General features: G+C 60.6%; 9 protein-coding genes, 2 tRNA genes and 3 rRNA genes. 13 read left to right on the top strand and 1 reads right to left on the bottom strand.

The annotated features are described in order from the left end of the window. Window positions 1-905: 905 nt before the first annotated feature. From QCL51_RS21355 to QCL51_RS21305, 11 genes are all read left to right on the top strand, one after another. A 16S ribosomal RNA gene (locus tag QCL51_RS21355) occupies window positions 906-2,442 on the top strand. Between the two features lie 87 nt (window positions 2,443-2,529). Next, window positions 2,530-2,606, top strand: a tRNA-Ile gene (locus QCL51_RS21350). A 96-nt stretch (window positions 2,607-2,702) separates the two neighbouring features. Continuing rightward, window positions 2,703-2,778, top strand: a tRNA-Ala gene (locus QCL51_RS21345). Between the two features lie 234 nt (window positions 2,779-3,012). Then, window positions 3,013-5,904: ribosomal RNA gene (locus QCL51_RS21340) — 23S ribosomal RNA — on the top strand. A gap of 131 nt (window positions 5,905-6,035) precedes the next feature. Then, window positions 6,036-6,151 (top strand): 5S ribosomal RNA (rrf, locus tag QCL51_RS21335). The 16S, 23S and 5S rRNA genes sit together here with 2 tRNA genes alongside, the layout of an rRNA operon. 183 nt (window positions 6,152-6,334) lie before the next feature. Beyond that, window positions 6,335-9,817, top strand: a complete 3,483-nt coding sequence (gene recC, locus QCL51_RS21330; RefSeq protein WP_101196264.1) for an exodeoxyribonuclease V subunit gamma — start codon at window positions 6,335-6,337, stop codon at window positions 9,815-9,817. Further along, a complete protein-coding gene (gene recB / locus QCL51_RS21325; RefSeq protein WP_135192967.1) occupies window positions 9,814-13,488 on the top strand; it encodes an exodeoxyribonuclease V subunit beta in 3,675 nt (1,224 codons plus the stop codon). The genes recC and recB overlap by 4 nt, the downstream gene beginning before the upstream one ends. Beyond that, a complete protein-coding gene (gene recD, locus QCL51_RS21320; protein ID WP_021784317.1) occupies window positions 13,485-15,560 on the top strand; it encodes an exodeoxyribonuclease V subunit alpha in 2,076 nt (691 codons plus the stop codon). Before recB ends, recD begins: the two co-directional genes overlap by 4 nt. Window positions 15,561-15,660: 100 nt before the next feature. Beyond that, entirely contained in the window at window positions 15,661-16,227 is a 567-nt protein-coding gene (locus tag QCL51_RS21315; protein WP_021784316.1) for a YfiR family protein, read from the top strand. Then, window positions 16,224-17,495 (top strand): diguanylate cyclase, encoded by a 1,272-nt coding sequence (locus QCL51_RS21310; protein WP_021784315.1) that lies wholly within the window; start codon window positions 16,224-16,226, stop codon window positions 17,493-17,495. The genes QCL51_RS21315 and QCL51_RS21310 overlap by 4 nt, the downstream gene beginning before the upstream one ends. A gap of 4 nt (window positions 17,496-17,499) precedes the next feature. Next, on the top strand, window positions 17,500-17,991 hold the full coding sequence (locus QCL51_RS21305; protein ID WP_021784314.1) for an OmpA family protein: 492 nt from the start codon (window positions 17,500-17,502) through the stop codon (window positions 17,989-17,991). Window positions 17,992-18,257: 266 nt separating this feature from the next. Here the strand turns inward: QCL51_RS21305 and QCL51_RS21300 are convergent, their stop codons facing one another. Further along, window positions 18,258-19,208 (bottom strand): LysR family transcriptional regulator, encoded by a 951-nt coding sequence (locus QCL51_RS21300; protein WP_021784313.1) that lies wholly within the window; start codon window positions 19,206-19,208, stop codon window positions 18,258-18,260. A gap of 132 nt (window positions 19,209-19,340) precedes the next feature. Here QCL51_RS21300 and QCL51_RS21295 point away from each other — a divergent pair, with 132 nt between their 5' ends. Together QCL51_RS21295 and mmsB are read left to right on the top strand one after the other, a co-directional pair. Then, on the top strand, window positions 19,341-20,867 hold the full coding sequence (locus QCL51_RS21295; RefSeq protein WP_021784312.1) for a CoA-acylating methylmalonate-semialdehyde dehydrogenase: 1,527 nt from the start codon (window positions 19,341-19,343) through the stop codon (window positions 20,865-20,867). Window positions 20,868-20,877: 10 nt separating this feature from the next. Then, on the top strand, window positions 20,878-21,765 hold the full coding sequence (mmsB, locus tag QCL51_RS21290) for a 3-hydroxyisobutyrate dehydrogenase (protein WP_010955321.1): 888 nt from the start codon (window positions 20,878-20,880) through the stop codon (window positions 21,763-21,765). Window positions 21,766-21,833: the final 68 nt, after the last annotated feature.

Raw genomic sequence — 21,833 nt, 5'->3', positions numbered from 1 at the left:
TGTGAGATCGAGCGCCGCCCGCGCGGCGCATCGCGAGCTGCGCTCGCTCCTACGTTTGTTTCGGGCCAGTCACGCCTGTGATAGGCGCGCGCGACCGCCTTGTTTGTACGACGCGATATCGCGCCATGCGCCAAGGCGCTCGCGCGCAAATCCCCAGAAATAATAGGCCCGAAACAAACGTAGGAGCGAGCGACAGCTCGCGATGCGCTTGTTTGTACGATGCGATATCGCGCCATGCGCCAAGGCGTTCGCGCGCAAATCCCCCAGAAATAATTGGCCCGAAACAAACGTAGGAGCGAGCGCAGCTCGCGATGCGCCGCGCGGGCGGCGCTCGATCTCACAGGCGCTGAATGTGTTGCGGCGAGCACCTGGTGGCTTTGATACGGTCTTCACCTGGAATATTCCAAATAAATGAAATTAAAGGTTGACGCGCTTTCGAATCCCCTTATAATGCGCCCCACTTCCAGCGACATCGGAACGAAAAACTCCTTGATATTCAACGAGTTAAGTAGTTAAGGCAAAAACTGGAGGGGCTACGATCGAATGATCGAAAGCGGTTGAAAAGGTGGTTGACAGTGCTTCTAAGTGCTGTATGATTCGCCTCCCGCTACGAGAGATCGCAGCGAGCCAAGTGTTTGAAGCTAAACGAGTTTCTCGCAAAAAACTTCAAAATAAACGCTTGACAGGCTCTGAGGAAAGCGTAGAATGCGCGCCTCGGTTGAGACGAAAAGCTCTTAACCAAACGCTCTTTAACAAATCGAATCAAGCAATTCGTGTGGGTGCTTGTGAGTACGGACTGATAGTCAAAAAGATTATCAGCATCACAAGTGACCATGCGAGAAATCACATAGTCATTTGAGATTGCTGAGCCAAGTTTAGGGTTTCTTAAAAACCCAAGCAGTATTGAACTGAAGAGTTTGATCATGGCTCAGATTGAACGCTGGCGGCAGGCCTAACACATGCAAGTCGAGCGGATGACGGGAGCTTGCTCCTTGATTCAGCGGCGGACGGGTGAGTAATGCCTAGGAATCTGCCTGGTAGTGGGGGACAACGTTTCGAAAGGAACGCTAATACCGCATACGTCCTACGGGAGAAAGCAGGGGACCTTCGGGCCTTGCGCTATCAGATGAGCCTAGGTCGGATTAGCTAGTTGGTGGGGTAATGGCTCACCAAGGCGACGATCCGTAACTGGTCTGAGAGGATGATCAGTCACACTGGAACTGAGACACGGTCCAGACTCCTACGGGAGGCAGCAGTGGGGAATATTGGACAATGGGCGAAAGCCTGATCCAGCCATGCCGCGTGTGTGAAGAAGGTCTTCGGATTGTAAAGCACTTTAAGTTGGGAGGAAGAGCAGTAAGCTAATACCTTGCTGTTTTGACGTTACCGACAGAATAAGCACCGGCTAACTCTGTGCCAGCAGCCGCGGTAATACAGAGGGTGCAAGCGTTAATCGGAATTACTGGGCGTAAAGCGCGCGTAGGTGGTTTGTTAAGTTGGATGTGAAAGCCCCGGGCTCAACCTGGGAACTGCATCCAAAACTGGCAAGCTAGAGTACGGTAGAGGGTGGTGGAATTTCCTGTGTAGCGGTGAAATGCGTAGATATAGGAAGGAACACCAGTGGCGAAGGCGACCACCTGGACTGATACTGACACTGAGGTGCGAAAGCGTGGGGAGCAAACAGGATTAGATACCCTGGTAGTCCACGCCGTAAACGATGTCAACTAGCCGTTGGAATCCTTGAGATTTTAGTGGCGCAGCTAACGCATTAAGTTGACCGCCTGGGGAGTACGGCCGCAAGGTTAAAACTCAAATGAATTGACGGGGGCCCGCACAAGCGGTGGAGCATGTGGTTTAATTCGAAGCAACGCGAAGAACCTTACCAGGCCTTGACATGCAGAGAACTTTCCAGAGATGGATTGGTGCCTTCGGGAACTCTGACACAGGTGCTGCATGGCTGTCGTCAGCTCGTGTCGTGAGATGTTGGGTTAAGTCCCGTAACGAGCGCAACCCTTGTCCTTAGTTACCAGCACGTAATGGTGGGCACTCTAAGGAGACTGCCGGTGACAAACCGGAGGAAGGTGGGGATGACGTCAAGTCATCATGGCCCTTACGGCCTGGGCTACACACGTGCTACAATGGTCGGTACAGAGGGTTGCCAAGCCGCGAGGTGGAGCTAATCTCACAAAACCGATCGTAGTCCGGATCGCAGTCTGCAACTCGACTGCGTGAAGTCGGAATCGCTAGTAATCGCGAATCAGAATGTCGCGGTGAATACGTTCCCGGGCCTTGTACACACCGCCCGTCACACCATGGGAGTGGGTTGCACCAGAAGTAGCTAGTCTAACCTTCGGGAGGACGGTTACCACGGTGTGATTCATGACTGGGGTGAAGTCGTAACAAGGTAGCCGTAGGGGAACCTGCGGCTGGATCACCTCCTTAATCGACGACATCAGCCTGCTGATGAGCTCCCACACGAATTGCTTGATTCATTGTATAAAGACGATCAAGACCCAAAGTTTTACCCTTAGGTCTGTAGCTCAGTTGGTTAGAGCGCACCCCTGATAAGGGTGAGGTCGGCAGTTCAAATCTGCCCAGACCTACCAATTTTGGTTGGAATGTTGAGCACCCCATGCCTCTGGATAAAGAGTGGTGAGGACGGCTCTTCTGCAGTTCAAATCTGCCCAGACCTACCAATATGCGGGGCCATAGCTCAGCTGGGAGAGCGCCTGCCTTGCACGCAGGAGGTCAGCGGTTCGATCCCGCTTGGCTCCACCACTTGCTGTACCTTGATCAAACTCAGAAATGAGCATTCGTATCGAATGTTGATTTCTGACTTTTGTCAGATCGTTCTTTAAAAATTCGGATATGTGATAGATATAGACTGAACACCAGTTTCACTGCTGGTGGATCAGGCTAAGGTAAAATTTGTGAGTTCTGCTCGAAAGAGCAACGTACGAATTTTCGGCGAATGTCGTCTTCACAGTATAACCAGATTGCTTGGGGTTATATGGTCAAGTGAAGAAGCGCATACGGTGGATGCCTTGGCAGTCAGAGGCGATGAAAGACGTGGTAGCCTGCGATAAGCTTTGGGGAGTCGGCAAACAGACTGTGATCCAGAGATCTCTGAATGGGGGAACCCACTCAGCATAAGCTGAGTATCTTGTACTGAATACATAGGTGCAAGAGGCGAACCAGGGGAACTGAAACATCTAAGTACCCTGAGGAAAAGAAATCAACCGAGATTCCCTTAGTAGTGGCGAGCGAACGGGGACCAGCCCTTAAGTTGATTTGAGATTAGTGGAACGCTCTGGAAAGTGCGGCCATAGTGGGTGATAGCCCCGTACACGAAAATCTCTTATCAATGAAATCGAGTAGGACGGAGCACGAGAAACTTTGTCTGAATATGGGGGGACCATCCTCCAAGGCTAAATACTACTGACTGACCGATAGTGAACCAGTACCGTGAGGGAAAGGCGAAAAGACCCCGGAGAGGGGAGTGAAATAGAACCTGAAACCGTATGCGTACAAGCAGTGGGAGCCTACTTTGTTAGGTGACTGCGTACCTTTTGTATAATGGGTCAGCGACTTATATTCAGTGGCGAGCTTAACCGAATAGGGGAGGCGTAGCGAAAGCGAGTCTTAATAGGGCGTTTAGTCGCTGGGTATAGACCCGAAACCGGGCGATCTATCCATGGGCAGGTTGAAGGTTAGGTAACACTGACTGGAGGACCGAACCGACTACCGTTGAAAAGTTAGCGGATGACCTGTGGATCGGAGTGAAAGGCTAATCAAGCTCGGAGATAGCTGGTTCTCCTCGAAAGCTATTTAGGTAGCGCCTCATGTATCACTGTAGGGGGTAGAGCACTGTTTCGGCTAGGGGGTCATCCCGACTTACCAAACCGATGCAAACTCCGAATACCTACAAGTGCCGAGCATGGGAGACACACGGCGGGTGCTAACGTCCGTCGTGAAAAGGGAAACAACCCAGACCGTCAGCTAAGGTCCCAAAGTCATGGTTAAGTGGGAAACGATGTGGGAAGGCTTAGACAGCTAGGAGGTTGGCTTAGAAGCAGCCACCCTTTAAAGAAAGCGTAATAGCTCACTAGTCGAGTCGGCCTGCGCGGAAGATGTAACGGGGCTCAAACCATGCACCGAAGCTACGGGTATCATCTTATGATGATGCGGTAGAGGAGCGTTCTGTAAGCCTGTGAAGGTGAGTTGAGAAGCTTGCTGGAGGTATCAGAAGTGCGAATGCTGACATGAGTAACGACAATGCGAGTGAAAAACTCGCACGCCGAAAGACCAAGGTTTCCTGCGCAACGTTAATCGACGCAGGGTTAGTCGGTCCCTAAGGCGAGGCTGAAAAGCGTAGTCGATGGAAAACAGGTTAATATTCCTGTACTTCCAGTTATTGCGATGGAGGGACGGAGAAGGTTAGGCCAGCCTGGCGTTGGTTGTCCAGGTTTAAGGTGGTAGGCTGGAATCTTAGGCAAATCCGGGATTTCAAGGCCGAGAGCTGATGACGAGTTGCCTTTAGGCGACGAAGTGGTTGATACCATGCTTCCAAGAAAAGCTCCTAAGCTTCAGATAACTGGGAACCGTACCCCAAACCGACACAGGTGGTTAGGTAGAGAATACCAAGGCGCTTGAGAGAACTCGGGTGAAGGAACTAGGCAAAATGGCACCGTAACTTCGGGAGAAGGTGCGCCGGCGAGGGTGAAGGACTTGCTCCGTAAGCCCATGCCGGTCGAAGATACCAGGCCGCTGCGACTGTTTATTAAAAACACAGCACTCTGCAAACACGAAAGTGGACGTATAGGGTGTGACGCCTGCCCGGTGCCGGAAGGTTAATTGATGGGGTTAGCGCAAGCGAAGCTCTTGATCGAAGCCCCGGTAAACGGCGGCCGTAACTATAACGGTCCTAAGGTAGCGAAATTCCTTGTCGGGTAAGTTCCGACCTGCACGAATGGCGTAACGATGGCGGCGCTGTCTCCACCCGAGACTCAGTGAAATTGAAATCGCTGTGAAGATGCAGTGTATCCGCGGCTAGACGGAAAGACCCCGTGAACCTTTACTATAGCTTTGCACTGGACTTTGAATTTGCTTGTGTAGGATAGGTGGGAGGCTTTGAAGTGGGGACGCCAGTTCTCATGGAGCCATCCTTGAAATACCACCCTGGCAACTTTGAGGTTCTAACTCAGGTCCGTTATCCGGATCGAGGACAGTGTATGGTGGGTAGTTTGACTGGGGCGGTCTCCTCCCAAAGAGTAACGGAGGAGTACGAAGGTGCGCTCAGACCGGTCGGAAATCGGTCGTAGAGTATAAAGGCAAAAGCGCGCTTGACTGCGAGACAAACACGTCGAGCAGGTACGAAAGTAGGTCTTAGTGATCCGGTGGTTCTGTATGGAAGGGCCATCGCTCAACGGATAAAAGGTACTCCGGGGATAACAGGCTGATACCGCCCAAGAGTTCATATCGACGGCGGTGTTTGGCACCTCGATGTCGGCTCATCACATCCTGGGGCTGAAGCCGGTCCCAAGGGTATGGCTGTTCGCCATTTAAAGTGGTACGCGAGCTGGGTTTAGAACGTCGTGAGACAGTTCGGTCCCTATCTGCCGTGGACGTTTGAGATTTGAGAGGGGCTGCTCCTAGTACGAGAGGACCGGAGTGGACGAACCTCTGGTGTTCCGGTTGTCACGCCAGTGGCATTGCCGGGTAGCTATGTTCGGAAGAGATAACCGCTGAAAGCATCTAAGCGGGAAACTTGCCTCAAGATGAGATCTCACTGGGATCTTGAATCCCCTAAAGGGCCGTCGAAGACTACGACGTTGATAGGTTGGGTGTGTAAGCGCTGTGAGGCGTTGAGCTAACCAATACTAATTGCCCGTGAGGCTTGACCATATAACACCCAAGCAATTTGCTGACGCAGATTGCGGTGGTGAAGACGAAAGACCCGAAAATTCGTAAGACCACAAATATCGCATATCCGGATTCGCTGGGCTGTCCATCTGGACATTCTGGCTACAGAATTTCTTGACGACCATAGAGCATTGGAACCACCTGATCCCATCCCGAACTCAGTAGTGAAACGATGCATCGCCGATGGTAGTGTGGGGTTTCCCCATGTGAGAGTAGGTCATCGTCAAGATTCATTTCGCAAAACCCCTATCTGCACATGCAGGTAGGGGTTTTGTCTTTGTGGGCAAAAAAGCCTGTGCCTGCTCGAAGCCCTGCGAGCACGCCCGCTCCCGCGGCCTGATGGCATTCGGCCGTTTCATGTACGCGTGATATCGTTCCCCTCTCAGCCATCAGCGCCTCCAGAGACCTTCCGATGCTCAACACCGCCCATCTCCATCCAGGCTTCATGATCGTTCACGGCAACCGCCTCGACGACCTGCGTAGCCTGGTAGTGAGCTGGATGCGTCGCTACCCGCTGGCGCCTCTGGAAAACGAAATTGCCCTGGTGCAAAGCAACGGTATCGCCCAATGGCTCAAGCTGGCCCTGGCTGAAGATCCGCTGGAGGATGACCTGGGCGGCTGCGGCATCGCCGCTGCAATCGATGTGCAACTGCCCGGTAGCTTTATGTGGCAGCTCTATCGCAGCGTGCTGGGCCGTAGCGAAATTCCCGAAGTGTCTCTGCTCGACAAGGCACCACTGACCTGGCGCCTGATGCGCCTGTTGCCAGCACTCATCGAGCGGCCGTATTTCGAGCCACTGCGGCGCTTCCTCACCGACGACAGTGACTTGCGCAAGCGCTACCAGCTGGCCGAGCGCCTGGCCGACCTGTTCGACCAGTACCAGGTCTACCGCGCCGATTGGCTCAAGGACTGGGCCACTGGCGAGCATGTCATCAACACGGCCCGCGGCGAGCGCAAAGTCCTGCCGCCAGGCAACCGCTGGCAAGCCGAGCTGTGGCGAGCATTGCTGGAGGATGTTGGCGAGCAAGGCATGGCACAGAGCCGCGCCGGAGTACACCAACGCTTCATCGAGCGCATCAACAGCCTGGAGCAGGCGCCTGCAGGGCTGCCATCGAGGGTGATCGTGTTCGGTATCTCTTCGCTGCCGGCCCAGGCCCTGGAAGCGCTGGCAGGCCTGTCGCGTTTCAGTCAGGTTCTGTTGTGCGTACACAACCCATGCCGTCATCACTGGGCCGATATCGTTGCCGACAAGGACCTGTTGCGCCATCAGTACAAACGCCAGCAACGCAAGCAAGGCATGCCCTTGCAACTGGACGACCAGACGCTGCACCAGCATGCCCATCCGTTACTGGCAGCCTGGGGTAAACAAGGCCGCGACTACATCAACCTGCTCGACAGCTATGACGACCCGGGCAGCTACCAGGGCGTGTTCAGCGACGGCCGCATCGACCTGTTCAGCGACGGTTCGCCCACCACGCTGCTCAACGAGCTGCAGGATGACATTCTGGAGTTGCGCCCGCTCGCCGAGAGCCGCGAACTGTGGCCGCCAGTCGACACCACAAAAGACCGCTCGATCCGCTTCCATATCGCGCACAGCCCGCAACGTGAAGTGGAGATCCTCCACGACCAGCTGTTGGCCCGCTTCAGCGCCGACCCTAGTTTGCGCCCGCGCGACGTGATCGTCATGCTGCCGGACATCGACACTTACGCGCCACATATCCGTGCCGTCTTCGGCCAGTTGCAGCGCAACGACCCGCGATACATCCCGTTCACCCTGACAGACCAGGGCCAGCGTGGCCGCGAGCCTTTGCTGATCGCGCTGGAGCACCTGCTCAAACTGCCTGACAGCCGCTTCGCGGTCAGCGAAGTGCTCGACCTGCTGGACGTGCCGGCAGTCCGCGCCCGCTTCGGCATCCGCGAAAACGACCTGCCCACGCTGCACCGCTGGATCGAGGGCGCTGGCATCCGTTGGGGCCTTGACGCCGAGCAGCGGGCGAGCCTGGGCTTGCCCGCCGGGCTTGAACAGAACAGTTGGCGTTTCGGCCTGCGCCGCATGCTGTTGGGTTATGCGGTGGGGGTGGGTGAGGCCTGTGATGGCATTGAACCCTACGATGAAATCGGTGGCCTGGACGCGGCACTGATCGGCCCGCTGGTCGCGTTGCTTGATGCGCTCGAAGTTGCCTGCCAGGCCTTGTCCGAGCCTGCTACCGTCAGCCAGTGGGGCGAGCGACTGCATGCCTTGCTGAACGTGTTCTTCCTCGCCGACGACGAAGGTGATGAATTCCTGTTGATGCAGTTGCAGGATCTGCGCGACAGCTGGCTTGAAGTGTGCGAGACCGTCGGCCTGCACGACCCGCTACCGCTTACCGTGGTGCGTGAAGCCTGGCTGTCGGGCCTCGATCAAGGCAAGCTGTCGCAACGTTTCCTCGCCGGCTCGGTCAACTTCTGCACACTCATGCCCATGCGCGCCATCCCGTTCAGGGTGGTCTGCCTGCTGGGCATGAACGATGGCGACTACCCGCGTGCGCAGCAACCGCTGGACTTCGACCTGATGGCCAGCGACTATCGCCCCGGTGACCGCTCACGCCGCGAAGACGACCGTTACCTGCTGCTTGAAGCGCTACTGTCGGCACGTGACCAACTGTATGTCAGCTGGGTGGGGCGCAGTATCCGCGACAACAGCGAACGCCCGGCCTCGGTGCTGATCGGCCAGCTGCGCGATCACATTGCTGCGGGCTGGCATTTGGCCGACGCGCAGCAGGGGCAGCCCGCGAAACCGGGCGAGCAACTGTTGCACGCACTGACCCAGGAGCACCCGCTGCAGCCATTCAGCCCTCGGTACTTCCAGAAGGGCAGCCCACTGTTCAGCTATGCCCATGAATGGCAGGTGCTGCACCAGCAGGGCGAGGCAGACGAGCAGAGCGAGCCGGGCCTGCCGCCATATCAGGACGCTGAAGCCCTGAGTCTGCACCAGCTGAATGATTTCTTGCGCCACCCGGTGCGGCACTTCTTCAGCCAGCGCTTGAAGGTGTACTTTGAGGCGCTGGAAGCGCCCACCCCGGACGAAGAGCCCTTCGTCCTCGATACCCTGCAACGCTACGGCGCCAGTGAAAGCCTGCTTGGCGCCGCCTTGGCCGCACCTGACAACGCCGAACAGGCCTTGCGCGCCCAGGCCCGACGCCTGCAGGCCTGCGGCTTACTGCCACTAGCCGGTTTCGGCGAACTGCTGCAAAACGAGTTGATCGAACCGCTGCCGGACCTGCTGCAACGTCACCAGCAATTGCTGCAACGCTGGCCACAGCTGGTCGAGGGCGCTTTGCCGGTGCATTTCGAGCACGGTCAGCACCGTCTGGAAGGCTGGCTGGGCCGGGTGTTCCAGGCGGAAGACCAGAGCCTGCTCAGCATCACCACAGTACCCAACACCATCAGTGCCGGGCGCAACAACCTGAAGTGGCACCGCCTTATCGCGCCCTGGGTTACGCACCTGGCGGCCTGTGCAGCGGGCTACCCCTATAACAGTGCATTGGTAGCCAGTGACCTGACCCTGTTGCTTGCGCCGCTGCCGCAAGCACTGGCCGCGCAACTGCTGGGCGACCTGTTGGTGGCCCGTCAGGCGGCAATGAATGCGCCGTTGCCAGTCGCGGCCAAGACCGCGTTCGCCTGGTTGGCCCAAGACGATGCCGATAAAGCCATGGCCGCAGCAGCTCGTGCCTACGAAGGCGACGAACGCACCAGCTTTGGCGAACGGAGTGAAAGCATTGCCTTGGCCCGCCAGTTCCGGGACTTTGCAGCACTCACCGCTGACGAAACGTTTGAAGGCTGGTGCGAGACCTTGTACCGCCCGTTGTTCACCGCCCCTTGGCAGACCTTGGGCAACCCGGAGAAAGGCGCATGACCCAGGACCGTCCGCTGGCACTGAGTTTCCCCCTGCACGGTAGCCAGCTGATCGAGGCCAGCGCTGGCACGGGCAAGACTTTCACCATTTCGGCGCTGTACCTGCGCCTGATCCTCGGGCACGGTGGCGAGCAGGGCTTCGAGCGTGAGCTGCTGCCACCGCAGATCCTCGTGGTGACCTTCACCGACGCCGCCACCAAAGAGCTGCGCGAGCGCATCCGCGCCCGCCTGGCTGAAGCCGCACGGTTCTTCCGTGGTGAGCTGGAAGGCGCTGATCCGCTGTTGCACCAACTGCGTGACGATTACCCGCAAGAGACTTGGCCGCGCTGCGCCGGCCGGTTGGAAATCGCCGTGCAGTGGATGGACGAGGCTGCGGTATCGACCATCCATGGCTGGTGCCAGCGCATGCTGCGCGAGCATGCCTTCGACAGCGGCAGCCTGTTCACCCAGACCTTGGAAACCGACCACAGTGAGTTGTTGGGCCAGGTCATGCGCGATTACTGGCGGCGCTTCTGCTATGGGATGCAAGGTGACGCTTTGACCTGGGTACGCGGCAACTGGGGGAGCCCCGACGCCTTGCTGCCGCACATTCGCCCGCTGTTCGGCCGTGTGCGCGTCCAGCAGGATGGGCCAGAGCCCGCCGCATTGATCCAAGCGTCGCTGCAGCAACGTGGCGCGCAGTTGGCGCGGATCAAGGCGCCATGGGCGCAGTGGGCCGAGGAGCTGCGGCAAATCTGCCGCGATGCGCTGGCTGCCAAGCAGGTCGACGGCCGCAAGATGCAAGCCCGTTACTTCGAGCCCTGGTTCGACAAGCTCTGCGCTTGGGCCAGCGATGAGCAACTGGTAGAGCTCGACTTGGGCACCGGCTTTACCCGGCTGACCCCGGCGGGCATGGCCGAGGCCTGGAAGGGAGAACCTCCCGAGCACCCAGCCCTCAACGCCATGCAGCACTTGCAGCAACAATTGCAGGCCCTGGACAGCCCGGATGCCCCGCTGCTCGAGCACGCGGCCAGTTGGGTATCGGCGCGTTTCGAAGTGGAGAAGCGCCGGCGTGCAGAAATGGGCTTCGACGACATGCTCGTGCGCTTGCAGCACGCACTCGCCAGCGAGGCCGGCGAGCGCCTGGCCAGTCTGATCCGTGAGCAGTTCCCGGTAGCGCTGATCGACGAATTCCAGGACACCGACCCGGTTCAGTACGGTATTTTCGAGCGCATTTACCAGATCAGCGAAAATCGCGCAGAAACCGGCCTGTTCATGATCGGCGACCCCAAGCAGGCGATCTACGCCTTCCGGGGTGCCGACATCTACACCTACCTCGCCGCGCGACGTGCCACCAGCGGCCGCCTGCACAGCCTGGACACCAACTACCGTTCCAGCAAAGCCATGGTGGCGGCGGTCAACCAGGTGTTCCTGCAGGCCGAGGCGCGTGAAGCGGGGCGGGGTGCATTCCTGTTCCGCGAGGCCGATGACAACCCGCTGCCATTCATCGAGGTGCGCGCCAAGGGGCGTGGCGAACAGCTGCTGATTGACGGTGAAGTCAGTGCAGCCCTGCAATGCTGGCAGTTGGAAAGTGAAGAGCCAGTCTCCAGCAGCGTTTACCGCCAGCAACTGGCCGCCAGTTGCGCCAGCCATATTGTTGCCTTGCTCAATGGCGGCCAGCAGGGCACGGCGGGTTTCCAGAATGCCGAAGGCGAATTGCGCGCCTGCTTGCCCTCGGACATCGCCATTCTGGTGCGCGATGGCCATGAGGCGCAGATGGTCCGCGCCGAACTGGCCGCTCGCGAGGTGCGCAGTGTGTACCTGTCCGACAAGGACTCGGTGTTTGCCGCCCAGGAAGCCCACGACCTGCTGGTCTGGCTCAAGGCCTGCGCCGAGCCTGACTCGGAGCGCCTGCTCAAGGCTGCTCTGGCCAGCCTGACACTGGGCCTGTCGCTGGCCGCGCTGGACCGGCTTAACCAGGACGAGCGGGTCTGGGAGAGCTGGGTGATGCGTTTTCGTCTTTACCGCGACACCTGGCAGCGCCAGGGGGTGTTGCCGATGTTGCGCCACCTGCTGCATGACTTCCAGCTACCGCGCACGCTGATCCGCCGCAGTGATGGCGAGCGGGTGCTGACCAACCTGCTGCACCTGGCCGAGCTGCTGCAGCAGGCTGCTGGCGAGCTGGACGGCGAACAGGCGCTTATCCGCCACCTGGCCGAGCACCTGGCCAGTTCCGGGCAGGCCGGTGAAGAGCAGATCCTGCGCCTGGAGAGCGACGAACAGTTGGTCAAGGTGGTGACCATCCACAAATCCAAGGGCCTGGAATATCCCTTGGTCTACCTGCCATTCATCTGCACCAGCAAACCGGTGGATGGCAGCCGTCTGCCGCTGGCGTGGCATGACAGCGAAGGTAACGCCCACGTCACCCTTACACCTGACCAGGAGCAGATCGAGCGCGCTGACGACGAGCGCCTGGCCGAAGACCTGCGCCTGCTCTACGTGGCCCTGACTCGCGCCCAGCATGCTTGCTGGCTGGGTGTCGCCGACCTCAAGCGCGGTAATCAGAAGAGCTCGCAGCTGCACCGCTCGGCTTTTGGCTACCTGCTGGGGGGCGGCCTTGCCTTGGCTGGCTCGGCGCAACTGACGGACTGGTTGCAGGCTTTGGCGGCAGGTTGCCCGCACATCACTTGCCCAGGCTTGCCGCAGGCGGACGAGCAGATGTATCGCATGCCACACGCCGAACGTGAACTGCTGCCAGCACGCAGGCCACGCCGTGCGGCTGCCGAGCACTGGTGGATCGCTTCCTACAGTGCCCTTCGTGTTGGTGATCAGACCCTCGGCGCCGACAGCTCGCAGGCCCAGCAACTGCTGGATGACGAGGTGGCCGATGCCCAGATGTTGCGTGAAGTCCCGGCCGACAGCGGCGATATCCATCGCTTCCCGCGGGGGCCTAACCCCGGCACCTTCCTCCATGGTTTGCTGGAGTGGGCGGGCCGTGAGGGCTTCTGCGAGGTCAGCGGCAACCCTCAACTGATCGAGCGTACCGTTGGCCAGCGCTGCAACCGCCGTGACTGGGCCGGCTGGATCCCCACCCTGAGCCACTGGATGCAACGTTTGCTGGGCGAGGCGTTGCCGCTGCCGGGCGGCGACCAGAGCGTAACCCTGGGCCAGCTGCGTCATTACCAGATCGAAATGGAGTTCTGGTTCGCCAGCCACCGGGTCGACGCAGAACAACTCGATCGCCTGGTGGCGCGTCACACCCACCCCGGTCTGGCGCGCCCGGCTGCGCAGCCGACAGTGCTCAACGGCATGTTCAAAGGGTTCATCGACCTGGCGTTCGAGCTGGACGGGCGTTACTACGTGACCGACTACAAGTCCAACTGGTTGGGTCCGGACATCCAGGCCTACGATGCCATGGCCATGGAAAAGGCGATTCTTGAGCACCGCTACGACCTGCAGTATGTGCTGTACCTGCTGGCCCTGCACCGCCAGTTGCGCGCGCGGCTGGCGGACTACGATTATGACCGCCATGTTGGCGGCGCCCTGTTCATCTTCCTGCGCGGTGCCAGCAGCAGCGGCCACGGTGTGTACCACGCCAAGCCACCGCGTGAGCTGATCGAAAGCCTCGATGCGCTGTTCCGTGGCGAGCACGCGCCGGTACAGCAGGACCTGTTTGCCGGAGTTGCGCCATGAGCCGAAGCCTTGTCGACCTGTTGCCCACCCCGTTGCACGCAGAGCACCTGCTGGCGCTGGCACCACAGCACAACAGCGCTGACCTGCTGCAATTGCTCGACCGTTGGGTTGAGCGGGGCTGGCTACGAGCCCTGGACCGCGCATTCGTCTCGTTCCTGGAAGAGCGCGCCCCCGGCAGTGATCCCTTGCTGTTGCTGGCGGCAGCGCTGGCCAGCCACCAACTTGGGCACGGGCATGTCTGCCTCGACCTGCAACAAACCTTGGCCGAGCCAGATTTCGCCCTGTCGTTGCCGCCGGAAGGTGATGCCCTGATCGGCCCTTTGCTACTGCCATCGCAACTGCTGGCCAACCTCGACTTGAATGCCTGGCTTCAGCGCATCATCGCTAGCCCGCTGGTGGCCGCAGGTGATACGCCTGGCCAGCAAGCGCGGCCACTGGTACGCAGTGGCGAGCGCCTTTACCTGCGCCGTTACTGGAGTTACGAACGGCGCATCGACCAGGCCCTGCGCCAGCGCCTGAGTCAGGCCGAAGCACCGCCTGCAGACCTGCCAGAGCGCTTGGCGCAACTGTTCGAGGGCGGCGCACCAGCTGGCCAGGTGGACTGGCAGAAGCTCGCCTGTGCCTTGGCCACCCGTGCCGGTTTCAGCATCATCACTGGCGGCCCCGGTACTGGCAAGACGACCACCGTGGTGCGCCTGCTGGCGTTGCTGCAGGCACCGGCAGTGGAGCAGGGCAGGCCACTGCGCATCCGTCTGGCTGCACCGACCGGCAAGGCCGCTGCGCGCCTGACCGAATCCATTGGCCAGCAAGTCGAGCGCCTGCAAGTCAGCGCCGAAGTACGCGGGCAAATCCCTACTGAAGTCAGCACCGTGCATCGCCTGCTCGGTAGCCGCCCGGGCTCGCGGCACTTCCGCCACCATGCTGGCAACCCGTTGCCGTTGGATGTGCTGGTGGTCGACGAGGCGTCGATGATCGACCTGGAAATGATGGCCAACCTGCTCGATGCCTTGCCGCCGCGGGCGCGTCTGGTGCTGCTGGGCGACAAGGACCAGTTGGCTTCGGTTGAGGCCGGCGCGGTGCTGGGTGACCTGTGCCGCGATGCTGAGGAGGGCTTTTACTCGCCGGCGACTGCAGCGTGGCTTCAGCAGATCAGTGGCGAGTCGCTGGCCGGCAGTGGCCTCAAGACCGGCGATGAGCAGCGCCACCCATTGGCGCAGCAAGTGGTGATGCTGCGGTTCTCAAGGCGTTTCGGTGAAGGCAGCGGTATCGGCCAGTTGGCCAGACTGGTCAATCGTCAGGACGCTCACGCGGCGCGCAACCTGCTGGCCACGGCGCCGGCCGACGTGCACAGCCTGGCGCTCAAGCACGAGCAGGATCGTGCTTTCGACCGCCTGCTACTCGACGGCCTGAACCGCGGGACCGATGGCCCGCAAGGCTACCGCAGCTACCTGCGCACCCTTGGCCGTTACCGGCCGGCACTTGATACCGCCTTTGACGATCCCGCCTGGGAGCAATGGGCGAGCAAGGTTTTGCGCAGTTTCGAAGATTTCCAGTTGCTGTGCGCGGTGCGCCGGGGTGCCTGGGGTGTCGAAGGCCTCAACGAGCGGGTGGCGCGGGTGCTGCACAATGCCGGTCTGATCGACAGCCAGCAGCCTTGGTACGAAGGGCGCCCGGTGCTGGTGACCCGCAACGACTACGGCCTGGGTCTGATGAACGGTGACATCGGCATTGCCCTGCGCCTGCCGGATGAGCATGGCCAGCCGCTGCTGCGTGTGGCCTTCCCGCGCAACGATGGCAATGGTGGTGTGCGGTTCGTTCTGCCGAGCCGGCTCAACGAAGTGGAAACGGTATTCGCCATGACCGTGCACAAGTCCCAGGGCTCGGAGTTCAGCCACACTGCCCTGGTGCTGCCGGATGCGCTCAACCCGGTGCTGACCAAGGAACTGGTGTACACCGGCATCACCCGGGCCAAGCACTGCTTCAGCCTGGTTGAGCCACGCCAAGGCATCTTCGAAGAAGCGGTGGCGCGCAAAGTACGGCGTATTTCCGGGTTGATGCTCGAACAGGTCTAGGGCCATGAAACCCATTACACGTGGCCGCATGTTCATACAATAAAGCGGCCATGTGCTATCGTTGCGCCGATATCGGAAGGGGCTTGAAGGGATTTCCCACATGAACGTGGCCGCAAGGCGAGTGACAAGCTGTGCGCTTTCGCTATTGCTGGCCGTCCTGTTCCTTTCTGCAGGCGCTGCCCAGGCAGACCCCGGTACAACTGCCGCCCAGGCACAGCAACGCGCCAAGGCAGTCACCCAGGTAGTACTGGGTATCTTCAGCTACGCCCGCTGGCCCGTCGAACCTTCTCCTTTGCGCCTGTGCCTGGTCGGCCCGACCGAGTACGCCGACGATCTCATCAAGGGCCATGTCCAGGAGTCTGGCCGGCCGCTGCAGGTGCGGCGCCTGCTGGCAGAAGACACCCAGGTCGCCCAGGCCTGCGATGCCATCTACATCGGCAAGCTTGACCAGGGCCAGCGGGATCGACTGTTCCAGCGTATCGGCGGCCGCCCGGTGCTGAGCATCAGCGAGGCGGATGACCCCTGCACGGTCGGCAGCCTGTTCTGCCTGCGGGTCAGCGACCAGCAGGTGGCCTTTGAAGTCAATCTCGACTCGGTGGCACGCTCTGGCGTGCACATTCACCCCAGCGTGCTGCAATTGTCGCGGCGCCGGGCGGAGCAGCCATGAAGCCGACCCGCAAGCGTACCGTGCGCCCGACCCTGCGCTCGGTGCTGGGCCGTGGCCACCTTAGCGTCGCCTTGCTTGCCGTTGGCCTGGCGGGTATCTCTCTTACCCTGCTGGGCGTGCTCGCCCTGCGTGTCTATGCCAACCATAACCTGCAGCTGATCGCCCGCTCGATCAACTACACCGTAGAAGCGGCGGTGGTGTTCGATGACAGCGCCGCCGCCAATGAATCGCTGGCGTTGATTGCCAGTACCGAAGAAGTGGCCGAGGCCAAGGTCTTCAACAACGAGGGCGAGCAACTGGCGCACTGGCAACGCGACAATACCGGCATGCTCGCGCAGCTGGAGGTGCAGGTTGCCACTGCCTTGCTGGAAGAGCCGGTCATTCTGCCGATCGTGCACCAGAACCAGCAGGTTGGGCACATCGAGCTGGCAGGCCAGGGCAGGAGCCTGTTGCTGTTCCTGTTCAGCGGCTTGGCCGGCATTCTGTTCTGCACGGTCCTCAGCGCCCTGGCTGCCCAGTATCTGTCGCGGCGCCTGCTCAGCGATATCACCCGCCCGTTGCGTGGCCTGGCCAGTGTCGCCCATGCCGCCCGCCGCGAGCGCCGCTTCGACCGGCGCGTACCAGAAGCGCCGATTGCCGAGCTCAACGAACTGGGTAACGACTTCAATGCGCTGCTGGATGAACTGGAGGTGTGGCATAGCCACCTGCAGAGCGAAAACCAGACCCTGGCCCACCAGGCCAGCCACGACAGCCTGACCGGCTTGCCCAACCGCGCCTTCTTTGAAGGGCGCCTGAGCCGCAGCGTGCAAAATGCGGCGCGCCAGCAAGACCACCTGGCAGTGCTGTTCCTCGACAGCGACCACTTCAAGCAGATCAACGACACCCTTGGCCACGCCGTGGGTGACGAGGTGTTGATCAGTGTGGCCGAACGTGTGCGCGCCCAGCTGCGCGAGCAAGACCTGGTGGCGCGCCTGGGGGGCGACGAGTTTGCCGTGCTGTTGACGCCTTTGCATTCGCGCGAGGACGCCGAACACATTGCCGAGAAGATCGTTGCCAGCATGAAGTTGCCGGTGCAACTGGACAGTGGCCGCAGTATCGCCACCTCGCTGAGCGTCGGTATTGCCTATTACCCGGATGACGGCGCTGACCCGGCCAGTCTCCTCAATGCCGCCGATGCGGCAATGTACCAGGCCAAGCGCAAACGCCGTGGCCATTGGCAAGTGGCGCAGACGGAACGGTCCGCCAACGAAATCAGGAACAGGAGTTGAACCCGTGATGCAAGCCTTACGATTCCCGCTTTGGGCCTTGTTGCTCGCCATGCTGGCGCTGACCGGTTGTCAGAGCGCACCCCCCAAGGGCCTTACCCCAGAACAGATTGCTGTGCTCAAGCGCGAAGGTTTCACCCCGACCGATGAAGGTTGGGCCTACGACTTGTCTGGCAAAGTGCTGTTCGGCAGCGATCTGGACAGCCTCAACGGCCAGAGCCAGGCGATTGTCGAGCGCATCGGCAAGGCGTTGCTCGGCGTTGGTATCCAGGGCGTGCGGGTGGACGGGCATGCCGACTCGTCGGGCAAGGCGGCATACAACCAGCAACTGTCCGAGCGCCGCGCGCAAAGCGTGACCAAGGCGCTGGTGGGGGTTGGCATGCAGGCGCAGAACATTCAGAGCCGCGGCCTGGGCAGCAGCCAGCCGGTGGCGGACAACCGCACCAGCGCCGGGCGTACCGAGAACCGTCGGGTGTCCATCGTGGTAGCGTCCTACTGATCGTTGACGCTCGGGCTGTCACATATCCCCTGTAAGCGTGGGCAACGCGGCCTGGCACCGGCTTCGCCGGTGTTCGCGGGCAAGCCCGCTCCCACAGGGTCTGTGCTTGTCCTTGGAAATGCGCAGGCCCATCAGTCACATATCCCCTGTGGGAGCGGGCGTGCCCGCGAAGCAGGCAACGCGGTGTGTGGTACCGGCTTCGCCGGTGTTCGCGGGCAAGCCCGCTTCCACAGGGTCTGTGTCGCTCTCTGAATTGCGCAGGCCCATCAGTCCTGGGCAAAGCGTATCTCGCGGGTTTGCCCCATCAACAACGGCGCATTCGCCTCGGTCACCCCACGGATGTAATCCCACAGCAGGGTAATGCGCTTCAACTTGCGCAAGTCCTCCCGGCAGTACATCCAGAATTGCCGCGTCACCTCGATCTCCTCCGGCAACACCGTGACCAATCGCGGGTCCTGCGCGGCGAGGAAGCACGGCAATATCGCCAGCCCGCGCCCCTGCAGCGCTGCCGTGTACTGCGCGATCACGCTGGTACTGCGCAGATGCGCGCTGGCGTTGGGGATCAGGTTGGCCAGGTACAGCAGCTCGGAGCTGAACGCCAGGTCATCCACGTAACTGATGAACGGGTGTTTGGCCAAATCCCCCACCTGGCGGATCGGCGCGTGGCTGTCCAGGTAATCCTGGGTCGCGTACAGGCGCAAGCGGTAGTCGCACAGCTTGCAGCACACATAAGGTCCATGCTCGGGCCGCTCCAGGGCAATGACGATGTCCGCCTCACGCTTGGACAGGCTGATGAAGTGCGGCAGCGGCAGGATGTCTACCGAAATCGCCGGGTAGGCGTCGACGAAGTGGCTTAGCTGCGGCGTGATGAAAAAGCTGCCAAAGCCCTCCGTGCAGCCCATGCGCACATGGCCCGACAACGCCACCCCCGACCCGGACACCTGCTCGCACGCCATGTGCAGCGTGCTCTCGATCGATTCGGCATAGCCCAGCAGGCGCTGGCCCTCGGCGGTCAGCACAAAGCCGTTGGTGCGCGACTTTTCGAACAGCAAGGTGCCCAGCGCACCCTCCAGCGAGCTGATGCGTCGCGACACGGTGGTGTAGTCCACGCTCAGCCGTTTGGCAGCACTGCTGGCCTTGCGGGTGCGAGCCACTTCGAGGAAGAACTTCAAATCGTCCCAGTTGAGCGCGCTCAGGGATGTGAGGTCTTTTTGCATGATGATCCGGTTTTTTTGTGCGTTCTTGTTGGATGTTTGCACATCTATACTCGAAACAAGCCTCAGGACGCCACCTCGCGTTTGCCCGGCGCTGGCGATCTCGTCCCGACAATAATTCCAAGGAGAACGCAGATGAACGCACCGCAATCCCCTAACAGCACCAAGGTTGAGCAGGTCAAGCTGCTGATCGACGGCCAGTGGGTCGAGTCCAGAACCACCGAATGGCGTGACATCGTCAACCCGGCCACCCAAGAGGTGCTGGCGCGCGTACCGTTCGCCACCGTCGAGGAAGTCGATGCAGCCGTGGCCGCCGCGCACCGCGCATTCCAGACCTGGCGTGACACCCCGATCGGCGCGCGCATGCGCATCATGCTCAAGCTGCAGGCGCTGATCCGCGAACACACCAAACGCATTGCCCAGGTACTCAGCGCCGAGCAGGGCAAGACCCTGGCCGACGCCGAAGGTGATATCTTCCGCGGCCTGGAAGTGGTCGAGCACGCGGCGTCCATTGGCACCCTGCAGATGGGCGAATTCGCCGAGAACGTCGCCGGCGGTGTCGATACCTACACCTTGCGCCAGCCGATCGGCGTGTGCGCTGGCATCACCCCGTTCAACTTCCCGGCGATGATCCCGCTGTGGATGTTCCCCATGGCCATCGTCTGCGGCAACACCTTCGTGCTCAAACCATCCGAGCAGGATCCGCTGTCGACCATGCTTCTGGTCGAGCTGGCGCTGGAAGCCGGCGTACCGGCCGGCGTGCTGAACGTGGTGCACGGCGGCAAGCAGGTGGTGGATGCCATTTGCACCCACCAGGACATCAAGGCGATTTCCTTCGTGGGCTCTACTGAAGTCGGTACGCACGTGTACAACCTCGGCAGCCAGCATGGCAAGCGTGTGCAGTCAATGATGGGCGCCAAGAACCACGCGGTGGTGTTGCCTGATGCCAACCGCACGCAAACCATCAATGCGCTGGTCGGTGCGGCCTTCGGCGCGGCGGGCCAGCGCTGCATGGCGACCTCGGTGGCAGTGTTGGTGGGCAAGGCCCGCGAATGGTTGCCGGATATCAAGGAGGCTGCCAGCAAGCTCAAGGTCAATGCTGGCTGCGAGCCGGGCACCGACGTTGGCCCGGTGGTTTCCAAGCGGGCCAAGGAGCGTGTGCTGGGCCTGATCGAAAGCGGTATCAAGGAAGGCGCCAAGCTGGAACTCGACGGCCGTGACGTCAAGGTACCGGGCTATGAGCAAGGCAACTTCGTCGGCCCGACCCTGTTCTCGGGCGTGAAGACCGACATGCAGGTGTATACCCAGGAAATCTTCGGCCCGGTGCTGGTGACCCTGGAAGTCGACACGCTCGACGAGGCCATCGCCCTGGTCAACGCCAACCCGTTTGGCAACGGCACCGGCCTGTTCACCCAGAGCGGCGCGGCAGCACGCAAGTTCCAGAGCGAGATCGATATCGGCCAGGTCGGCATCAACATCCCGATCCCGGTACCCGTACCGTTCTTCAGCTTCACCGGCTCGCGTGGTTCCAAGCTCGGTGATCTCGGGCCGTACGGCAAGCAAGTGGTGCAGTTCTACACTCAGACCAAGACTGTCACTGCTCGCTGGTTCGATGACGACAGCGTCAACGACGGTGTGAACACCACCATTAGCCTGCGCTAAGGAGTACGTTATGCGTATCGCATTCATCGGCCTGGGCAACATGGGCGCGCCCATGGCTCGCAACCTGATCAAGGCCGGGCATCAGCTGAACCTGTTCGACCTGAACAAGGCCGTGCTGGCAGAGCTGGCAGAACTGGGCGGGCAGATCAGCCCCTCGCCCAAGGACGCGGCGGCCAACAGCGAGCTGGTGATCACCATGCTGCCGGCCGCAGCCCATGTACGTAGCGTGTATTTGAACGAGGACGGCGTACTGGCCGGCATTCGCCCTGGCACGCCGACCGTTGACTGCAGCACCATCGACCCGCAGACCGCACGTGATGTGTCCAAGGCCGCAGCGGCGAAGGGCGTGGACATGGGTGATGCGCCGGTTTCCGGTGGTACTGGCGGCGCCGCGGCGGGCACCCTGACGTTCATGGTTGGCGCCAGTACCGAGTTGTTCGCCAGCCTCAAGCCGGTACTGGAGCAGATGGGCCGCAACATTGTGCACTGCGGGGAAGTCGGTACCGGCCAGATCGCCAAGATCTGCAATAACCTGCTGTTAGGCATTTCGATGATCGGCGTATCCGAGGCCATGGCCCTGGGTAACGCGTTGGGCATCGATACCAAGGTGCTGGCCGGCATCATCAACAGTTCGACCGGGCGTTGCTGGAGCTCGGACACCTACAACCCGTGGCCGGGCATCATCGAAACCGCACCGGCATCGCGTGGCTACACCGGTGGCTTTGGCGCCGAACTCATGCTCAAGGACCTGGGGCTGGCCACCGAAGCGGCACGCCAGGCACACCAACCGGTGATTCTCGGTGCCGTGGCCCAACAGTTGTATCAGGCCATGAGTTTGCGAGGTGAGGGTGGCAAGGACTTCTCGGCCATCGTCGAGGGTTATCGCAAGAAGGATTGATGCAAGAGGTGGATTTCATCGCGGGCCAGGCGGCCTTCCCTCTGTAACTGCGCACCAGAGGGAAGGGC

The organism is Pseudomonas sp. LTR0, assembly GCF_036630035.1.
GTDB lineage: Bacteria > Pseudomonadota > Gammaproteobacteria > Pseudomonadales > Pseudomonadaceae > Aquipseudomonas > Aquipseudomonas putida_Y.
The sequence above is the reverse complement of the archived record's forward strand: the minus strand, read 5'-3'. Positions and strand labels throughout refer to the sequence as shown.

Excerpts from the sequence above, each read along its gene's own strand:
- QCL51_RS21300 (WP_021784313.1), bottom strand. The coding sequence starts at position 19,208 with ATGCAAAAAGACCTCACATCCCTGAGCGCGCTCAACTGGGACGATTTG.
- recC (WP_101196264.1), top strand. The coding sequence starts at position 6,335 with ATGCTCAACACCGCCCATCTCCATCCAGGCTTCATGATCGTTCACGGC.
- recD (WP_021784317.1), top strand. The coding sequence starts at position 13,485 with ATGAGCCGAAGCCTTGTCGACCTGTTGCCCACCCCGTTGCACGCAGAG.
- recB (WP_135192967.1), top strand. The coding sequence starts at position 9,814 with ATGACCCAGGACCGTCCGCTGGCACTGAGTTTCCCCCTGCACGGTAGC.
- mmsB (WP_010955321.1), top strand. The coding sequence starts at position 20,878 with ATGCGTATCGCATTCATCGGCCTGGGCAACATGGGCGCGCCCATGGCT.
- QCL51_RS21295 (WP_021784312.1), top strand. The coding sequence starts at position 19,341 with ATGAACGCACCGCAATCCCCTAACAGCACCAAGGTTGAGCAGGTCAAG.
- QCL51_RS21315 (WP_021784316.1), top strand. The coding sequence starts at position 15,661 with ATGAACGTGGCCGCAAGGCGAGTGACAAGCTGTGCGCTTTCGCTATTG.
- QCL51_RS21310 (WP_021784315.1), top strand. The coding sequence starts at position 16,224 with ATGAAGCCGACCCGCAAGCGTACCGTGCGCCCGACCCTGCGCTCGGTG.